Origin of the sequence: Sphingopyxis yananensis, assembly GCF_020687785.1 — a bacterium.
GTDB lineage: Bacteria > Pseudomonadota > Alphaproteobacteria > Sphingomonadales > Sphingomonadaceae > Sphingopyxis > Sphingopyxis yananensis.
In genome coordinates this window covers 569,500-588,792 of record NZ_JAJEWI010000010.1, presented here as the reverse complement: position 1 = coordinate 588,792, position 19,293 = coordinate 569,500, and the positions used below count along the sequence as shown (strand labels likewise).

At 60.4% G+C, this 19,293-nt stretch carries 17 protein-coding genes and 1 riboswitch; of the genes, 16 read left to right on the top strand and 1 reads right to left on the bottom strand.

Annotated elements, in window-relative coordinates:
- Positions 1–48 precede the first annotated feature (48 nt).
- From LKO31_RS14210 to cobO, 7 genes are all read left to right on the top strand, one after another.
- Positions 49–618 (top strand): DUF7676 family protein, encoded by a 570-nt coding sequence (locus tag LKO31_RS14210; protein ID WP_227691195.1) that lies wholly within the window; start codon positions 49–51, stop codon positions 616–618.
- An 83-nt stretch (positions 619–701) separates the two neighbouring features.
- Positions 702–1,580, top strand: coding sequence for an ABC transporter substrate-binding protein (locus LKO31_RS14205; RefSeq protein WP_227691194.1), 879 nt, complete (start codon positions 702–704; stop codon positions 1,578–1,580).
- Complete coding sequence (locus LKO31_RS14200) at positions 1,577–2,608, top strand: FecCD family ABC transporter permease (RefSeq protein WP_227691193.1); 1,032 nt, start codon at positions 1,577–1,579, stop codon at positions 2,606–2,608. Before LKO31_RS14205 ends, LKO31_RS14200 begins: the two co-directional genes overlap by 4 nt.
- Positions 2,605–3,378 (top strand): ABC transporter ATP-binding protein, encoded by a 774-nt coding sequence (locus LKO31_RS14195; RefSeq protein WP_227691192.1) that lies wholly within the window; start codon positions 2,605–2,607, stop codon positions 3,376–3,378. Before LKO31_RS14200 ends, LKO31_RS14195 begins: the two co-directional genes overlap by 4 nt.
- A gap of 46 nt (positions 3,379–3,424) precedes the next feature.
- Positions 3,425–4,477, top strand: a complete 1,053-nt coding sequence (gene cobW / locus LKO31_RS14190; protein WP_227691191.1) for a cobalamin biosynthesis protein CobW — start codon at positions 3,425–3,427, stop codon at positions 4,475–4,477.
- A complete protein-coding gene (gene cobN, locus LKO31_RS14185; protein ID WP_227691190.1) occupies positions 4,477–8,241 on the top strand; it encodes a cobaltochelatase subunit CobN in 3,765 nt (1,254 codons plus the stop codon). The genes cobW and cobN overlap by 1 nt, the downstream gene beginning before the upstream one ends.
- Positions 8,238–8,846, top strand: coding sequence for a cob(I)yrinic acid a,c-diamide adenosyltransferase (gene cobO / locus LKO31_RS14180; protein ID WP_227691189.1), 609 nt, complete (start codon positions 8,238–8,240; stop codon positions 8,844–8,846). The genes cobN and cobO overlap by 4 nt, the downstream gene beginning before the upstream one ends.
- A 123-nt stretch (positions 8,847–8,969) precedes the next feature.
- Here cobO and LKO31_RS14175 read toward each other — a convergent pair whose 3' ends face one another.
- A complete protein-coding gene (locus LKO31_RS14175; protein ID WP_320443504.1) occupies positions 8,970–9,911 on the bottom strand; it encodes an ABC transporter substrate-binding protein in 942 nt (313 codons plus the stop codon).
- Between the two features lie 176 nt (positions 9,912–10,087).
- Positions 10,088–10,274: riboswitch (cobalamin riboswitch) on the top strand.
- A gap of 148 nt (positions 10,275–10,422) precedes the next feature.
- On the opposite strand from LKO31_RS14175, the gene LKO31_RS14170 reads away from it, so the two are divergent.
- The 9 genes from LKO31_RS14170 (at position 10,423) to cobU (ending at position 19,277) form a co-directional block, all read left to right on the top strand.
- A complete protein-coding gene (locus LKO31_RS14170; protein ID WP_227691188.1) occupies positions 10,423–12,411 on the top strand; it encodes a TonB-dependent receptor plug domain-containing protein in 1,989 nt (662 codons plus the stop codon).
- Positions 12,412–12,520: 109 nt separating this feature from the next.
- Positions 12,521–12,928 carry a DUF1636 domain-containing protein gene (locus LKO31_RS14165; protein ID WP_227691187.1) on the top strand — a complete coding sequence of 136 codons (408 nt, stop codon included), beginning with the start codon at positions 12,521–12,523 and terminating at the stop codon, positions 12,926–12,928.
- A gap of 7 nt (positions 12,929–12,935) precedes the next feature.
- The gene (cobT, locus tag LKO31_RS14160; protein WP_227691186.1) at positions 12,936–13,955 is read left to right on the top strand and encodes a nicotinate-nucleotide--dimethylbenzimidazole phosphoribosyltransferase; all 1,020 of its coding nucleotides are present in this window, start codon (positions 12,936–12,938) and stop codon (positions 13,953–13,955) included.
- A 9-nt stretch (positions 13,956–13,964) separates the two neighbouring features.
- On the top strand, positions 13,965–14,582 hold the full coding sequence (locus LKO31_RS14155) for a histidine phosphatase family protein (protein ID WP_227691185.1): 618 nt from the start codon (positions 13,965–13,967) through the stop codon (positions 14,580–14,582).
- Positions 14,579–15,322: an adenosylcobinamide-GDP ribazoletransferase gene (locus LKO31_RS14150; RefSeq protein WP_227691184.1), complete on the top strand. Its 744-nt coding sequence runs from the start codon at positions 14,579–14,581 to the stop codon at positions 15,320–15,322. Before LKO31_RS14155 ends, LKO31_RS14150 begins: the two co-directional genes overlap by 4 nt.
- Positions 15,319–16,341, top strand: a complete 1,023-nt coding sequence (locus LKO31_RS14145) for an aminotransferase class I/II-fold pyridoxal phosphate-dependent enzyme (RefSeq protein WP_227691183.1) — start codon at positions 15,319–15,321, stop codon at positions 16,339–16,341. Before LKO31_RS14150 ends, LKO31_RS14145 begins: the two co-directional genes overlap by 4 nt.
- On the top strand, positions 16,334–17,305 hold the full coding sequence (gene cbiB / locus LKO31_RS14140; protein WP_227691182.1) for an adenosylcobinamide-phosphate synthase CbiB: 972 nt from the start codon (positions 16,334–16,336) through the stop codon (positions 17,303–17,305). Before LKO31_RS14145 ends, cbiB begins: the two co-directional genes overlap by 8 nt.
- Entirely contained in the window at positions 17,293–18,768 is a 1,476-nt protein-coding gene (locus LKO31_RS14135; protein WP_227691181.1) for a cobyric acid synthase, read from the top strand. The genes cbiB and LKO31_RS14135 overlap by 13 nt, the downstream gene beginning before the upstream one ends.
- A complete protein-coding gene (gene cobU / locus LKO31_RS14130) occupies positions 18,765–19,277 on the top strand; it encodes a bifunctional adenosylcobinamide kinase/adenosylcobinamide-phosphate guanylyltransferase (RefSeq protein ID WP_227691180.1) in 513 nt (170 codons plus the stop codon). The genes LKO31_RS14135 and cobU overlap by 4 nt, the downstream gene beginning before the upstream one ends.
- Positions 19,278–19,293 lie beyond the last annotated feature (16 nt).

Here is a 19,293-nt window from a genome sequence, read left to right as displayed (position 1 = left end):
CGGCTGAACTAAGCCGCCCCGCGCCTTCCCAACATTGGAAAAGCGCCCATGTCTAAAATCGTCTCTAAAATCGAAAAACAACAGAAATTCCATGATGATGCAACGCTGCAAGCCGAAATTTGGGCGCTGCCATTGGACGATCAATTCCTTGAGGAGATGCTACGGGATTTGTTCGAAAATCATTGGCAACACCTAACCTTTGGTCCGATGATAGCGGGCGGTGCTTATGAACTGCGCTGCCCCGCTGCGCCCAAATCCATTCATTATGGCGGCGGCTATTTCACGGTCCATTGGGGCCGTTATGGCCATTTCCATCTGTGCCTTGGCGACAGCAACGCTTCCCCGGAATTGGTCGCCCACCGCCGCCCATCCAAGGCCGAATTGACGCGCGGTTTCGACAAATTTGGACATCCCGTCACATGGTCTTTGCAAATGGCCAATGGCCATGGCGAATCCACTTTGGCTATTTATTTTCCCAACCCCTTTTTGACCGATGACGATCAAATCGCGGACAATCCCGACTTCACCCGCCTCGCTCTATGGTATTATGTCATGGACCGTTATGCTGGCCATCACCCCGACGGACAGGATGAATTGGGTCAGGGGTTTCGGCGCTAATGCGTCGCCGCCATCACATCAATTTTGGCTCATGCCGCCCCTGTCGCTTCGCGCTCGCTATCGGCATGGCCTTATTGTCCCCGATGGCATGGGCGCCCGCGGCGGCGGCCCCAGCAAAAGGCGCGGCATCCGCACACCGGCCCAAGGCCGCCTCCTTTGGGCTATGCGCCGATCAAATGTTGATGATGCTGGCGGACCCCTCGCAAATTGCGTCGCTGTCACCAACCGCGCGCGGTCCGCTGTCGGCCTATGCCCAGCGCGCCAAGGCGTTTCCCATCAATCGCGGCAGCGCCGAAGAAGTCATCGCGTCCGGCGCGAAATTATTGCTGCAAAGCGACGCCGTCAGCCCGACCAGCGCCGCCGCGCTTCGGCAATTTGGCATCAAAACCATATCCATCCCAATGGCCAATAGCTGGCCCGAAATTGACGCCATGGTCCGCCAAATCGCCCATGAACTGGGCCAAAGCGCACGCGGCGAAGCGGTCATCAAAAATATGCATCAGCGCCTAGCCCAGCTTCATCCAACCAGCCCCACCAATCAATGGCCCAGCATCATCTATTATCGCCCCGACGGCGGCGGCGCAGGGGCCGGAACCTTTGTCGACATCAGCCTGAAAGCCGCGGGATTTCGCAATTTACAATCCCTTTGGGGCCCACCGCAATGGGGCGGCATTCCGGCCGAACGGGTGCTTCGCCAACCGCCCGATGCTTTTGCTGTCAGCTATTTTGACACCAGCAACAATGGCACGTCCATTTTGCGCCGAAACCCCTTGCTATGGGGGCAAGCCCGCACACGTCCAATCATCCATGTTCCGGGCAAATATTGGAACTGCGGCAGCCCATTATTGGTCGATGCTGTCGAACTTTTGGTCGCCGAACGGCGCAAGCTCATTGCCTCGCCAACCTATCGCGCTTCTTCATCCCGCGCATCCCTATCCCGCAGCCAAAGGCCATCGCCATGACCCATCCGTCCCATCCAGCGGCTGGTCTTATCCGCCCTGTTCGGCAGTCCAGCCTGTGCGTCGGCCTATTGTTGCTCCTCGGCGCGCTCATGTTGGCATCGCTCAATTTTGGCTATGTCGATATTGACCAATCGGACCTTATTCGCGCCGCCTTTGGCCTGTCTGATCCATCCACCAATATGATCGTCCAACAATTGCGTATGCCGCGTATGCTGTTGGCTGTCATGGTCGGCATGTCGCTGGGCGCATCGGGCGCGGTGCTGCAAGGCTTGCTCCACAACCCGCTGGCCGAACCGGGCACATTGGGCATAACCGGCGCGGCCAGCCTTGGCGCTGTCATCGCCATTTATTTCGGCTTTGCGGCCACCACCCCGCTCAGCCTGCCGCTGTTCGCCATGACCAGCGCCGGTATCGCCACTTTGTTGTTGCTATTCGTCGCGCGGGACAATGGACGCACCCTCACCCTTATTCTGCTGGGTGTCGGCATCAGCGGCGTTTCCGTTGCGCTAACGTCGCTTGCCATGAACCTGTCCCCCAACCCATGGGCGGTCAGCGAAATTGCCATGTGGCTGCTGGGTTCGGTACGCGACCGCACGTTCCAAGAAGTCAATCTGGCCGCGCCCTTCATTCTCATCGGCCTGATCATGCTGATGGCCTGCGCCCCATCGTTGGACATTTTGTCGTTGGGCGAAGACAGCGCCCGCAGCCTTGGCCTGCGTGTCGGGCGCTTGCGCATATTGGCCATTGGTGGAACCAGTCTGGCTGTCGGCGCCGGCGTCGCCGTGTCGGGTTCGGTGGGCTTTGTCGGCCTGATGATGCCGCACCTCATTCGCCCCTTGGTCGGTCATATCCCCAGCCGTTTGATTTTGCCCAGCGCAATCGGTGGCGGCGCGCTGGTGCTGGCGGCGGACATTGTCGTTCGCCTGATTGCGGTTGGCCCTGAACTGCAATTGGGCGTTCTCACATCGCTGATCGGCACGCCCTTTTTCATCTATCTCGTCATCAGCCTCAGAAAGCGCATGGCATGACCTGCTTAACCCTGACCAATGTGCATGTCCCGATTGGATCACGCACTGTTTTGCGGGACATTAGCTTTCGCGCATCGGGCGGCGAATTCATTGGTCTGGTCGGTCCCAATGGTGCGGGAAAATCCACGTTGGCCAAAGCCTTAGCCAGCCTGCTCCCCACATCATCGGGGTCAATCAACATCAACGGCCAATGTTTGACGCAATTTTCGCCAAAAGACAGCGCGAAAAACATCGCCTATCTGGCACAGGGCGATATCGTCCATTGGCCTTTGTCGGCGCGCAGCATCGTCGCTTTGGGGCGCAGACCCCATATCGACGCTTTTGGCTCGCCCAGCCGCGCGGACCAAGCCGCTGTCGACCGCGCAATGCAGCGCGCTTTTGTTGGCGAATTTACGGACCGCGATGTCACGCAATTGTCGGGCGGCGAACGCGCCCGCGTTTTGCTGGCCCGCGCCTTGGCTGTCGAAGCTCCGATTTTCATCGCTGACGAACCTGTTGGCGCGCTCGACCCCCGTCACGGCCTGAACATCATGGCGTTGCTGCGCGAAGAAGCCAATCGCGGCGTGTTGGTCATTACCGTCATCCATGATCTGGCGTTGGCCACCCGCTATTGCGACAGATTAATCGCGCTGCGCGATGGCGAATTGGCGGATGACGGCCCACCCCATCAAGTCCTCTCGCCGCGCGGCATGGCCGCCCATTATGCAGTCGAGGGCCATCATGCCGCACATGACGGGCAGGCTTTTGTCCTTCCATGGCGTCCCCTTTGATTTGCAATCACCCCATGGCTTCCCCTTTCACCACAGGAATATCACGATGAGCAAAACCCCCGTTACCATCATCACCGGCTTTTTGGGCGCTGGTAAAACCACCCTCATCCGCCATATTCTGGCCCATGCGGGCGATCGCAAATTGGCGCTGATTATCAATGAATTTGGCGATGTCGGTATTGACGGCGAGTTGGTGCAAGGTTGCAATGACGCGGCCTGTCCAGCCGATAATATTGTCGAACTGGCCAATGGCTGTATCTGTTGCACGGTCGCTGATGATTTCCTGCCGACCATCGAAGCATTGTTGGACCGTCCCGAACGGCCCGACCATATCATCATCGAAACATCGGGCCTCGCGCTGCCCAAACCCTTGGTCAAGGCATTTCAATGGCCCAGCGTCCGCACCCGCGCTACCGTCGACGCCGTGGTCGCATTAATCGACGCGGACGCCGTTCTGGCGGGCCGCTTCGCACCCGACGAAGCCGCCTTGGCTGCGGCCCGCGCTGCCGACCCGACCTTGGACCACGAAACCCCGCTCGAGGAATTGTTCGAAGAACAATTGGGCTGCGCCGATATGGTCATCCTCAACAAATGCGACCTATTGTCAGACGCCGAGGTCGCAGCGGTCAAAGCGATCGCGGCCAAAGATATGCGCGCTGGCACGTCCATCGTCCACGCATCACGCGGCGCGGTGGACCCTGTCCTATTATTCGGTCATGCCGCTGGGGCCGAAGATGATCTGGACAGCCGCCCGTCCCACCATGATGGCGCCGCTGACGATCATGATCATGACGACTTCGACAGCTTTATCGTTCAAGGCGGCGATATCGCCGACCCTGCGGCTTTTTCAGCGGCGCTTCTCTCTATCATCGCCCAGCATGATATTTTGCGCGTCAAAGGCTTTGCCTCCGTCACCGCAAAATCCGCCCGTTTGGTGGTTCAAGCGGTCGGCCCGCGTATCGAGCATTTCTTTGACCGCCCATGGGCCAGCGGCGCAATTCGCCAAACATCCTTGGTGGTGATCGGGGAAAAGGGGCTTGATCAAGACGCAATCACCGCCGCGATCCAAAACGCGGTCACCGGCGCCGAGCTTGGCTGATGCACCTGCTTTCCACTGCGCCGGGCAGCATCACCGACGGCGAAGAAGCCGTCGATCTGGACCAGTCCCCCGGCGATTTGGTAATTCTGACCGTGGCAGACAGCGAACTTGCCTGTCTTGCCAAGGCCGCAGCCCAATTGGACGATGACGGACCCACGGTCCGTCTCGCCAATTTGCTGGCCCTAAAACATCCTTATTCGGTCGATCTTTATGTCGACAAAATCATCCAACATGCGCGTTTCATCTGTGTCATTCTGCTGGGCGGGAAAAGCTATTGGCCCTATGGCGTGGACGAAATCGCCGCCGCCGGCCGCCGTCAGGGCATCCCCTTTGCCGCCATTTCGGGCAGCGGCGATGCCGACCCCGCATTGGAAATATGCTCGACCCTGCCCGCCGCCGATTGCGCGCGCCTCAACGCCTATATTCGCGAAGGGGGCGTCACCAATGCCCTCAGCTTCTTACAATCCGCCGCACAATATGCGGGCCTGCCATCCGCCGAACCCGCGCCCCTAGTGCACCTGCCCGACTGCGGCCATTATGCCCCGTCCGCCATGGGCGAAACCCACGTCGGGCCATCCACGTCCCCCGATCATCGCCCAACCGCTTTGTTCACTTTTTACCGCGCCCTTCATGCCGCTGGGACCACCGATGCCGTCGACGCCATGATCGACGGCCTGTCAGCCGCTGGCTTTCGCGTTCTCCCCGTCTTTATCCGCTCGCTTCGTGACCCAAGCAGCATCGCCTTGCTGTCCGATATCATCACCGCCCACACCCCATCGGTCATCCTAAACGCCACCAGCTTTGCGGCATCATCCACCACCCAGCCGCGCCAAGCAGCGGTGTTGGAACGCGCCAACTGCCCCATCTTACAAGTCGCCTTTGCCGCCGAACAAGAACAAGATTGGCAATCCTCGGCGCGTGGGCTCGGCACCCGCGATCTGGCCATGAATGTCGCTATGCCCGAAGTGGATGGCCGCATTTTCACCCGCGCTGTTGCTTTCAAAGCCAGTGCCGCTTTTGATGAACGCACCCAATGCGCGATCATCGCCCCCCGCCCCCTTGCGGACCGCGTGACCTTTGTGTGCAATCTTGCCATGCATTGGGCCAAATTGCGCGAAACCCCTGTCCCGCAGCGCCGCGCTGCTCTGGTTCTGTCCAACTATCCGCATCAAAATGGCCGCATCGGCAACGGCGTCGGCCTCGACACGCCTGCCAGCACCATGACCATCCTGCATGCCATGCAGGCCGCTGGATATGATATTCGCGGCCTTCCTGCCGATGCGGCGGCCCTGATGACCCAAATCACCAGCGGCGTCACCAACCATCAAAGCAGCCGAACGGCGGCTAGCGCCGCGACATTATCCTTGGCAGACTATCAACGCTATTTCGCGCACATATCCGACGATGCAGCCGCCCAAATGACCCAGCGTTGGGGCACGCCGGAAAAGGACCCCTTCTTCCGCAACGGTCATTTCCATCTGCCCATTCATATTTTTGGACATGTCGCCGTCGCGGTCCAACCTGCACGCGGTTATCATATCGACCCAAAAAGCAGCTATCATGACCCCGCTCTGCCGCCGCCGCATGGCTATTTGGCCTTTCATTTGTGGCTGGAACATCATTTTGGCGCGCAGGCCTTGGTCCATGTCGGCAAGCATGGCAATTTGGAATGGCTGCCGGGCAAAGCGGTCTCCTTATCCAACGCCTGTTTCCCCGAAATATGCGCCGGAACCTTGCCGCAAATCTACCCCTTCATCGTCAATGATCCGGGCGAAGGAACGCAGGCCAAGCGCCGCATTTCGGCCACCATCATCGACCATCTCACCCCGCCGCTAACCCGCGCCGAAAGCTATGGCCCGCTCAAGCAACTCGAAGCCTTGGTCGACGAATATTATCTGGCCGCTGGCATGGACCCGCGCCGCATCGATAAACTGAAATCCGACATTCTCGCCCTCGCGGCGCTCAGCGGGATGGACCGCGACCTTGGCCTACCCACATCCGCCGCCAGCACGGATCAAAATGACGATGATATTCTGGCCGCCATCGACAATTATCTGTGCGAACTCAAGGAACTTCAAATACGCGACGGCCTGCATATCTTTGGCCGCAGCCCCACCGACCAACTGCGCCGTGACCTGCTGATCGCCCTTGCCCGCACCCCGCGCGGGCGCGGCAAGGATGGCGATGCCTCTTTGCTGCGGGCGATGGCCGACGATCTCTTGCTGGGCTTCGACCCCTTGGACTGCGACTTTGCCCAAGCGTGGACGGGCCCACGCCCAGCGTGCCTTGCCGACATTTCCACCGACCCATGGCGCAGCACGGGCGACACGGTTGAACGGCTGGAATATCTGGCGATGGCCTTGGTCGTCCCCACGCCGCCGACGCCGCCATCGCCGCCGCCATTGGGCCCCGCCACCCATGCCGTTTTGACCAGCATGACACAGGATCTCGGCCCACGAATCGACGCTTGCGGCGCGGCAGAAATCTCGGCGCTGTTGGCGGCCCTCAATGGCGACTTCATTCCGCCGGGGCCATCGGGCGCCCCGACAAGGGGCCGCCCTGATGTTCTGCCAACAGGCCGGAATTTTTACTCCGTGGACCCGCGCGCTATCCCCACCCCCACCGCATGGGATTTGGGCTTTCGCTCGGCGCAATTGCTGGTGGATGATTATTTGCAGCGCAGCGGCGATTATCCCACCGCCATCGCCATGTCCGCATGGGGCACCGCCAATATGCGCACCGGCGGCGATGACATTGCCCAAGCACTGGCGCTGATGGGCGCGCGGCCCCTATGGGATTATGGATCAGGCCGTGTCACAGGGTTTGAAATTCTGAAACTCGCGCATCTGGGCCGCCCGCGCGTCGATGTCACCTTCCGCACATCGGGCTTTTTCCGCGACGCCTTCCCCGACCAGATCAACCTGCTCGACAGCGCCGCCCGCGCCATCATGCAATTGGACGAAGACGTCGCCGACAATCCCGCCGCTGACCGTTACCGACGCGAACAGGCCCAGCTTGTCACCGATGGCCATAGCGCAGACGCCGCATCGCATTTTGCTGGTGCCCGTGTCTTTGGCTCTGCACCGGGCAGCTATGGCGCTGGACTGCAAGCGTTAATCGACGAAAAATGCTGGACGGACCGCAGCGACTTGGCGGAAAATTATCTGCGTTGGGGCGGTTTCATCTATGGGAATGGCGCATCGGGCGATGCGGGCCAAGACCATCTGAAACGCCGCCTAAAATCCATCGACGCTATTGTCCAAAACCAAGACAATCGCGAACATGATCTGCTCGACAGCGATGATTATTATCAATTTGAAGGCGGTTTATCAGCGGCGGTGGAATGGGTACAAGGCCATGCCCCCTTGGCCTATCATAATGATCACAGCCGCCCCGAACGCCCACGCATTCGCACGCTTCAGGACGAAATATCGCTGATCGTGCGGGGCCGATTGACCAACCCCAAATGGATCGCGGGCGTCATGCGTCACGGCTATAAGGGGGCGTTCGAAATTGCCGCCAGCATCGACTATCTCTTTGCCTTTCGCGCCGCCACCAATGCGGTGCAGGACCATCATTTCGACGCCGTCTATGCGGCCTTTATCGACGACCCTATGCTTCTCGATTTTCTGAAAAACGCCAACCCCCATGCCTTATCAGAAATCGCCGCTCGCCTTTCCGAAGCCATCGAACGCGGCCTGTGGAAACCCCGCTCCAACAGCGCCGCCATCACCCTTTTGGACCTAGCAGGACAGAAAATATGACCGAAAAAACACCCCAAGACCATGAACGCAAAATGCAAAAGCGTCAGGCCGCTCACCATAAAAAGCTGGACAGCAAAACGGTCGAAAAGGGCCTGTTGATCGTCCACACGGGCACCGGCAAAGGTAAAACTTCGGCCGCGCTCGGCATGGTGGTACGGGCCATTGGGCATGGCATGAAAATCGGCGTGGTGCAATTTGTCAAAGGCGCGATGACCACGGGCGAACAAGCGGTGTTCAACCATTTCCCCGATCAGGTGGAATTTAAACCGATGGGTGAAGGCTTCACATGGGACACCCAAGACCGCAGCCGCGACATCGCCGTCGCCCGCCAAGCCTTTGAAGAAGTCAAACGCATGATCGCCGACCCCAGCTATGACATGGTGCTGGCCGACGAACTCAACATCGTTTTGCGCTATGACTATCTTCCGGTTGACGAGGTGTTGGCCGCCGTGGCTCAGCGCCAAGCCATGAAGCATGTCATCATCACCGGCCGCAATGCCCCCGCTGAATTAATCGAGGCGGCCGATTTGGTCACCGAAATGACCTTGATCAAACACCCTTTTCGCGAACAAAATGTCAAAGCGCAAAAGGGCATTGAATTTTAAGTCGCGATTGCCGGTTATTTTTTCCATGGTGGGCTTGGCCGACATGCCAGCCCACCTATTCCCATATCGGCCCCAGCAACCCAGTGCACGGCTCATGCGGGGCTAGCGCAGGACGTCGTCCTTCTATCCGCCAGCTCGTCCCGCATCATGACGTGCAATTTGCTGGGCCAAGGATTGCGCCGCCTGCACATAGGCTGGCCCCCCACAAACGGTCCACGCCTCACGCAGATATAAGCGCGGAATGCCGCGCAGCGCCGGATGGTGCAGCATCTCACTGCCCTGATCGCTGATGGTCGCGGTCGAACTTTCCATGATGATGAAGTCGGGCTGGGCATGCACCATTTCTTCCAGACTAATCTGGGCCAAACTCGGCTTGCCAATCTGCGCGGCCAAATTGACCAACCCAGCACGGCCCATCAAATCATCCACCAATGTTCCGGTGCCCGTCATAAACCCGCGCCGCTGATAATAAGCCGCCACGCGCCCCTTACCAACATTCGGAACGTCGGACAGCGCGCTTTTCATGCCATCGACCAATATCGCGCCGCGATCCATATGGCCAACCGCCTTGGCCGTGGCCGCTATGCCTTTATAAATATCATCCACGCTGCGCGCCGTTTTCAAATCCAATGACGGATAATCACGGCCTTTCAGCGCCCCCAGCGCGGCGCTGCGCCGCGTCGGCATTCCGATGACCAGATCGGGGTTAATCTCCAGCACCTCCTCGGCAGCATTGCCCAATATCCGCAAACCCGCGACCTCACCCGCGACCGCAGACATTTCAGGGTCCGCCGCATTGCGCGTCAAACCCGCAATTTGCGTGCGATCCGCCAAACTCACCAGCAATTGATCGGCACAAAGGTTCAGCGATACGATCCGCTGCGGCCTTGGCGATGCGCCGTCATGCGCCGCTGTGTCAGGGGCCGTGCTGCCGCAGGCCGCCATACCAAATGCCACCACACCGCCCAGCATCACTCTGGCTATCGCCGCATGATATCGGTGCATATTGGTCAGGGGCAATATCTTCAGGGGCTTCATATTGATCATCACTGGTCGCCATTTCATTCCCCCTCCTACCCCATGATCAGGCGCAGGCAAGGGCCCTCATTCGGCTCATCAACAAAATCCCGCACCCGCTCCTATGGGCGATCGCATCATCGGCTTAGGCACTAAGCAGATGAATTTTCATCAAATCCCTTTCCTTCCACAGCAAATATTGACCTTCGCCCATTGTCTGCCTATTCACGCCCCACGCACAAGGTTCCTCAATGATCTGAGGATGAAAAGGGAACGGGAAAACCCCGGCTGCCCCTGCAACTGTACGCGGAGAGCCATTGATCACAGGCCATTGGGACCATCATCCCGAGAAGGCGATCAAACCGGCACAGACCCGCAAGCCAGGAGACCTGCCTCGTGCCGTCGTCTTTCGCGCGGACAGGGTGTGCCGAGCGGACGGGGGTGAACCCGAGCGACGACAAAGGTGACCGCGATTGTTCGCGGGGCATCGGTCGTGCGCGCTTTCCCGCCATGGCTGATTTCCTGCGTGCAATTTCGGTCTCGTCGATGGGACTGAAAGTTGAAAAAGCATAACCTAACCGCCACATCATTCCACACAGCCTTGCCATGCCTTGCGCTGGTTCTGGCCCTTTGCAGCGCCGCGCCAGCCCTAGCTGCCGATGCAGATGCTGATGCTGCCGAACATTATGACAGCGACACCTCTATCTTGGTCACCGCCACCCGTCATATCGTGGCCGCCGACACCATCAGCGCCAGCCTGACCGTCCTTGACAAAGCCGCGCTTGATCGTGCCCAAGACATGGGTGTGACCGAATTGCTGCTGCGCACTCCGTCCATCAGCATCCACCGCAATGGCGGCTATGGCACCTCCACATCGCTCCGTATTCGCGGCGCGGAAAGCGATCACACTGTTGTCGTCATCGACGGCGTCAAACTCAATGACCCTGCGGCAACGGGTGGCGGCTATAATATGGCGCATCTGATGCTGGGCGACGCCGCCCAAATCGAGGTACTGCGCGGCCCCCAATCCATTTTATGGGGCAGCCAAGCGATCGGCGGGGTCATCAACATCACCACCGCTTCGCCAACCGCGCCGCTTGAAGGCAGCTTCGATATCGAGGCTGGATCACGCAACACGGTCAACAGCAGGCTGGCCGTTGGCGGCAAGCAGGGCCGGTTTAGTTGGCGGATCGGGGGCCAAAGCTTCACCACCGATGGCATTTCAGCTATTTCGCCCAAATTTGGCGGCGTGGAAAAAGATGGCTACCGCAACCGCAGCCTGCGTGGACGCGCCGCGATTGATATCAGCGATACAATATCCTTCGATTTTGGCGGCTACTATGGCTCCGGCCGCGTGCATATTGACGCCACCACCGGCGACAGCCCTGAATATGCCATCAACGACGAATATTTGGCCCATGCGGGTCTGAAACTCGCCTTATTTGGCGGGCGTCTGCAAAACCGCTTCACCGTCCAATATACCGACACCAGCCGCGAAAACCTCAACCCCCTGCGCGCCCGTCCGCTCAGTTGGGAATCCAATGGCACCAATAAACGCGCCGAATATCAGGGCGAATGGCATTTGAATGCCAATTATTCGCTCATCTTTGGCGCGGACTATGAAAAATCCGAATTTCGCAGCCGCTCTCCTGCGGCATCGCTGGCCACGCCTTTGCCCGCCTTTGCGCGCGGACAATCGGAAATCTTAGGATTTTACACCCAATTTTTGGCCCAGCCTGTCACCAATTTGCACCTTCATGCGGGTGTGCGTCACGACGATCATGAAAGCTTTGGCGGAAACACCCTTTTCTCGGGGGGTGGCCGCTGGAATCTTGGCAGCGGCACCACGCTGCGCGCCAGCTATGGCGAAGGGTTTAAGGCTCCATCGCTCTATCAACTCTACAGCGAAAATGGCAATGACGCCCTGTCGCCAGAGCATTCCAAGGGATGGGAAGCTGGCATCGACCAAAGCCTCTTTGCCAATAGGCTCACGGCATCCGCCCTCTATTTCGAACGCTCCTCGACCGATCAAATTGTCTATAATATATGCTCATCGGGCACCACCGACCCGCTCTGCTATGTGCCGTCAGGCAGCACCAATTTCCGCTATGGCTATTATAGCAATATCGCCCGCAGCGAGGCGCGTGGCATTGAAACCGCCGCTAACCTTCGTCTCGGCGCCATCAGTCTTGGTGCCAACTATAGCTGGATTTTATCCGAGGACCGTTCTCCCGCAGGCAAAAACTATGGCAAATGGCTCAACCGCCGCCCCCGCGAAACCGCCAATCTGACGCTCGACTATCGCGCATCAATGGGGTTGGAATTGGGCGGGACCGTGCGCTGGTCTGGCAAAAGCTATGACAATGCCGCCAACAGCATTAAATTGGACGGCTATACCTTGGTCGATATCCGCGCCGAAATGTCGATAACCCCGCAGCTTCGCGTCTTTGCGCGGGCCGAAAATCTGTTCGATCAAAGCTATATGACCGCCTATCGCTACGGTTCCTTGGGGCGCAGCGTTTATGCCGGTCTGCGCGGACGTTTCTGATGCAGGGCTGGGGAGCATGGCCGCACGCCAGCCATCGCTCCCCCGCCCATGCGGCCTCGCCTTGTCGGCCGCCGCTCCATCTCAAAATTCATCGAAATGAGGCAATCTCATGCTTGTAAAAACCGAACATGGCCCGTCCATCGTCGCGTGCAGCACCTGCCGCTTTACCAAAGATGCCCGCGATAACACCGATGGCCAACGCGGCGGCATGGTTTTCCATGACGCCTTGGTCCGCATTCGCGATGCCGACCCACGCTACAGCGGCATTTCCATTCAAAAAATGGCCTGCCTTTTTGCCTGCTCCGATCATTGCACCGCCCATCTGCGCGACGACGAAAAAATCTCTTATGTGCTGGGCAAATTCACCCCCGACGATGCCTCTGCCACGGCCTTGCTGGACTATGCCGTCCATTATGCCGCCAGCCCCGATGGCCGCGTCCCCTATTCCCAGTGGCCAGACGGTGTGAAGGGTCATTTCATCACCCGCACCCCGCCCGCTGGCATGACAGAGGAATAATCAAGCCATGGCTCTTTTCCCCTCCATCGCCGCCTTCGAAAATGCTCTCGCCAATCTGCCCAGCCCCAACAGCGCCGCCAGCGCCGCCGCAGCAGCGCGCCAAGCCCAGCTCACCAAACCGCTCGGCTCGCTTGGCAAACTCGAAGACATCGCGCTATTTTTCGCTGGCTGGCAACAATGCGAACGGCCCGTGCTGACCCACGCCCGCATGGCAATTTTCGCGGGCAATCATGGCGTCGCCGCGCATGGCGTCAGCGCCTTTCCCACCAGTGTCACGGCCGCCATGGTGCAAAATTTCCAATCCGGCGGCGCGGCGATTAACGCTTTATGTCAGGCGGCCGGACTGGAATTATGCGTATCTGCCATCGACCTTGACCGCCCCACCGCGGATTTCACCGCCGCGCCCGCCATGTCCAGCCATGAATGTCTCGATGCGCTCAATATTGGGGCCAGCATGATCGACGATCATCTGCACCTGTTGGCCTTGGGCGAAATGGGCATCGCCAACACCACCGCTGGCGCGGCGTTGGCAGCGCGCAGCTTTGGCGGCACCGCCATTGATTGGGTTGGCCCCGGAACTGGCATCAACGACCAAGCCAAACAACGCAAAATCACCGCCGTCGACCGCGCATTGGCTACCCACAGCTATGCCGCATCCTCAGCTTTTGAAACGTTGCGCCGCGTGGGGGGCCGTGAAATTGCCGCCATGGCGGGGGCCGCCCTCGCTGCGCGCCTCAAACATATTCCGGTGCTGCTCGACGGCTTCATCGGCTGCGCCGCCATCGCCCCCTTGGCGGCGGACAATCCCGCCATCACCAATCATTGCTTGGCAGCTCATGTCTCCGCCGAACCCTATCATGGAAAAATGCTCGCCCAGCTCGGCCTCACGCCGCTCTTATCCTTAAACATGCGCCTTGGTGAGGGCAGCGGAGCCGCCGTCGCCGCCAATATCCTGCGCTCGGCGCTAATGGCCCACGAACAAATGGCCACATTCGCCGAAGCCTCCGTCCATGCGCCGACCGCCTAGCGCCCGCCCATGACCGCCCCGCTGACCCTCCACTTGCTGCGCCATGGTGCCCCCCTCATCAGTGGGACATTTTTGGGCCATCAAGATATGCCCGCCACCACAGCAGGCAATGACCAATGCGTGGCACAGGCCCAAGCGGCCTTTCCCGCCCCGCACGCGCCCGATTGGATCATGACGTCCGACCTGTCGCGCTGTGCGGGCGCGGCTCAGCGCATCGCCGATCATTATCAGCGCCCCTTAACCAGCGACCCGCGCTGGCGGGAATTGGATTTTGGCGATTGGGACGGTCGCACCGCCGCCGATATTGACAGCGACGCCCTCACCCGTTTCTGGCAAGATCCCGATCAACACCGCCCACCACAGGGCGAAAGCCGCGCCGCACTCATCCAGCGCGTCGACGCCGCGCTCGCTGACATGGCAAGCGGCACCGGCCTTATCGTCGCCCATGCAGGGTCCATACGCGCTGCGCTGCACCTGCTGCTGGGTCTGCCGCACGACCATTGCTGGTCCATCGCCATCCCCTATGCCGCGCGTCTCACCCTATCGCTTTGGCCCGACGAACGCCCAGCCGAACAGCGCCCAAACCAACACCACTGGGTCGGCCAACTGAAGGCGCTTCAGCCATGAAGGGCCTCATCGTCGCGGTCCAATTCCTCACCCGTCTCCCCACCCCGCGCCTTACCGTCAGCAAGGCGGAATTCGCCGCCTCCATCCGTTGGTTTCCCGCCGTCGGGCTTATGATTGGGGCCGCCCTGCTCGGCGTCGCCACGCTGACCGCTTCGCTCGGTCCATGGGTCAGCGCGCTGGCGGTGCTTGTCACATGGGTCGCCATCACGGGCGCGCTCCACCTCGACGGATTGGGCGACATCGCGGACGCCAGCGGCGCCGCGCATCAAAGCAAGGACAAGCTGTTATCCGTCTTGGCCGATCCGCATATCGGCAGCTTTGGCACCGTCGCCATCGCGCTGCAAATTCTGAGCAAATTCATCCTCATCCACGCGCTCTTGTCGGCGCAAGCCGGGCCCTATCTGCTGGTCATCCCCATGGTCACGCGCATTGGTCCCTTGGTCTGGGCGCTGTTCCTGCCTTCGCTCCATGCGGGCCTTGGCGATATGTTCCGGCCCTATGTCCGGCCATGGCTGCTGCTGATCTGGTCCACCATATTTGTGACCACCGCCATTTTCTTCCCCGCCCTCCTCGCCGCGCCAATCTTCTTCGCGCTCTGGGCAGGCTGGATCATGCGCAAAATCGGCGGCATTTCGGGCGATGGTCATGGCGCGGGCATTGAATGGGGCGAAAGCGTCCTGCTCTTCGCCGCCCTGCTAACCGCCACCATCACACCCGCCCTCGGAACTATCCCGTTATGACCGCGCCCAACATCACCCGCTGGACATGGCATGGCGGCGCATTGGCACAAGCCCGCCTTGCCTATCCCGACGCTGGTCCCAACTGGATGGACCTGTCCACCGGCATCAACCCCAACCCATGGCCCATCCCCGACAATATCACCGTCAACTGGCACCGCTTACCCGAAGCCGATGATCTGAACGCCTTGGAAGCCGCCGCCGCCCGCTATTATGGCGTACCGCCCGCTTCCATCTGCGCCGTCCCAGGCAGCGAAATCGCCATGCGGCTGATCGGCCAAATGCTGGGCGGCGCAGGACAGAGCGAGACTGGCGGCTACCGCACCCACCAAGAAATGTTCCCCGACGGGCGGACCATCGCCGACTATCAAGCCGCGATCCCGCACAGCCCGCTCATCATCGCCAACCCCGCCAACCCCAGCGGCCGCATTTTGCCCCCCGCCGCGCTCCAAACCCTGCTCGTGCAGCGCCCCACCGCATGGACCCTCATCGACGAAGCCTATGCCGACGCGCATCCCAGCATCAGCATGGCCCCCAATTTGCCCGATCACCCACGCCTCATCATCCTCAAAAGCATCGGCAAATTCTTCGGCCTTGCGGGTCTGCGTTTGGGCTTTGTGCTCGGCCCGCCAGATTTTATCGCCTCGTTGCGCCAACGCATCGGCGCATGGCCCGTCTCCGCCGCCGCCGTCACGCTGGGCCGCATAGCCTTGCTGGATACAGCATGGGCCGCGCACAACCGCGCCCATCTCGCCCAGCGCGCCGCCGCCCTCACCGATCTTTTAACCCAGCACGGCTTGGGCGTAGCGGGTGACTGTCACCTCTTCCGCCTCATCGTCACCGACGATGTCGCCGCCTTATTCGACCATCTGTGCCGCCACGCCATTTTCACACGCCCCTTCGCGGACCAGCCCCAGCATTTGCGCCTCGGTCTGCCCGCCTCCTCAGCCCATGACGCACGGCTCAGCGCCGCCCTCGCCAGCTTCACCCCCGCCCGCCATGCTCAGTCTCGCGATGCTTAGTCTATCCGCCCTCATCGCCCTGATCCTTGACGCCGCGCTCGGCTGGCCCCGCGCCCTCTACTCCCGTATCGGCCACCCCGTCGGGGCTTTCGCGGCCTTGCTCGTCGCCTGTGATCGCGCATGGAATGCCCCACATCACAGCTTCGCTCGTCGCCGCATGGCGGGCGTCCTCACGCTGCTGCTGCTGCTCATCTTCACCCTTGCTATCTGCCACGCCCTCATGCTGCTCGCCGATCATCTCTTGGGCCGCTGGTCTTTCCTCATGATCGCGCTTCTCGCATGGCCCGCCTTGGCCCAGCACAGCCTCTACACCCACACCAAAAAGGTGGCCGACGCACTGGACCATGGCGGCTTGGACGCAGGCCGCCACGCCGTGGGCCAAATTTGTGGCCGCGATGTCCGCGTGCTGGACGAACATGGCGTCGCCCGCGCCGCGATTGAAAGTCTGGCCGAAAGCCTGTCCGACGGCATCATCGCGCCGCTGTTCTGGTTCCTGCTGGGCGGCCTGCCCGCGCTATGGGCCTATAAAGCCATCAACACCGCCGACAGCATGATCGGCCATAAAGACAGGCGCTACGCCGCCTTTGGCTGGGCCGCCGCCCGCATGGACGATATCGCCAACATCATCCCTGCCCGCATCAGCGCGCTACTCATCTGCCTGTGCCAGCGCCATATAGGCCGCAGCCTATCCATCACATGGCGCTATCACGCCCACCACGCCTCCCCCAACAGCGGATGGCCAGAGGCTGCGATGGCAGGCGCGCTGGGCCTTCGCCTTGCGGGGCCAAGCCAATATGACGGCGAAACCTATGCCAAGCCATGGATTGGCGAAGGCCGAACCAACGCCAGCAGCACCGACATCCGCCGTGCCTTGCATATAATCCGGCGCTGCTACGCGTTAACATGGCTGATCGTCGCCATCATCATCGTCGCAACAGGGGAAATGTCGCTATGGCTGCCATAATGTTTCAAGGCACAGGGTCCGATGTCGGCAAATCGGTGCTGGTCGCGGGCCTTTGCCGCGCCTTCACCAACCAAGGGCTGCGGGTTCTTCCTTTTAAACCACAAAATATGTCCAACAATGCCGCCGTTACCATGGATGGCGGCGAAATCGGCCGCGCACAGGCCCTCCAAGCCATTGCCTGCCGCGCCCCGCTGCACAGCGACATGAACCCTGTGCTGCTCAAACCCCAAGCCGATTACTGTTCCCAGCTGATCGTCCATGGCCGCGTCGCGGGCGACATGACCGGCCTAAACTTTCGCGAAAAACGCGCCGCGCTGTTGCCCAAAGTCCTAGACAGCTACCACCGCCTCCAGTCACAAGCCGACCTTGTGATTATTGAGGGCGCAGGCTCCCCCGCCGAAACCAATTTGCGCGGCAGCGACATCGCCAATATGGGCTTTGCCCGCGCCGCCAATGTCCCCGTGGTGATGATCGGCGATATCAATCGCGGCGGGGTCATCGCCTCCTTGGTCGGCACAAAAATGGTGCTGGACGACGGCGATAATGCGATGATCAAGGCGTTTTTAATCAACAAATTTCGCGGCGATCCCGCTTTGTTCGACGACGGCTATCACGACATTGCCCAGCGCACCGGCTGGCAGGGTGTGGGCGTGGTGCCATGGCTGCGCGACCTCCATCTGCTGCCCGCCGAAGATGCCGTGACACTCAGCACCGCGTCCCCCAGCGCCCCCAAAAAAATCACCATCGCCTGCCCCATCTTGCCCCATATCTCCAACTTCGACGATCTCGACCCATGGGCGCTGGAACCCGATGTCGATCTGATCATGGTCCCACGCGGCCAGATCATCCCACCCCATGCCGACCTCATCATATTGCCCGGTTCCAAAGCCAGCATCGCCGACCTCGCGGCCCTTCGCGAACAAGGCTGGCACATCGACATCGCCGCCCATTTGCGGCGCGGCGGCATGGTCTTCGGCCTATGCGGCGGCTATCAAATGCTGGGCGACACGCTCTATGATGATGCGGGCGTCGAAGGCAGCGCCAGCATGGCACAGGGGCTGGGCCATTTGCCCATCACCACCCATATTGGTCCCACAAAAATCCTGCAACCCGCCAGCGGCACCGCCTTGGGCGCGGCCATTAACGGCTATGAAATGCATATGGGCATCACCCAGCCCAGCACCCCCAACGCGGCACTACCCCCCTTCGCACGGTTGGATCATGGCCACAGCGACGGCGCCATATCGCCCTGCCAGCGCATCTTTGGCACCTATGTCCATGGCATTTTCGCCTCTGCCCCCTTCCGCCATGCCTTGCTGACGCGCCTTGGCGCGGCGGGCAGCGGCACCGATTATCATGCTGCGGTTGATAGCGCCCTCGACAGCATCGCCGACCAACTCACCGCCTGCCTCGACCTTGGTAAAATCGCGGCCATCGCGGGCCTCACGGACAACCGATCATGACCTCCAATATCATCTATATCTCTGGCGGGGCGCGGTCAGGCAAAAGCCGCTATGCACAAAATCTGGCCGAAAGCCTGTCGCCGCGCCCCATCTACCTCGCCACTGCACAGGCTTTGGACAGCGAAATGCAACAGCGTATTGTGCGCCACCAACAAGACCGCGACGCCCGCTGGCAAAATATCGAAGAACCGCTAGATTTGGCGGGCGCCTTGCGCCGCCATGACAGCGAAGGCCGCGTCATCCTCATCGACTGCCTCACCCTATGGCTCAGCAATTTGATGTTCGCGGACCAAAATATCAGGGAACAGCGCAACGCTCTCTGCGCCCTGCTCCCCACATTGCGCGCCACGCTCATTTTTGTGTCCAACGAAGTCGGCATGGGCATTGTGCCCGACAACGCCCTATCCCGCAGCTTTCGCGACGAAGCAGGCCGCCTCAACCAAGACATCGCCGCGCTCAGCCACCAAGCCTATTTCATGGTTTCCGGCCTGCCGCTCCGGCTGGTCTAAATCCAGCCAATCACCC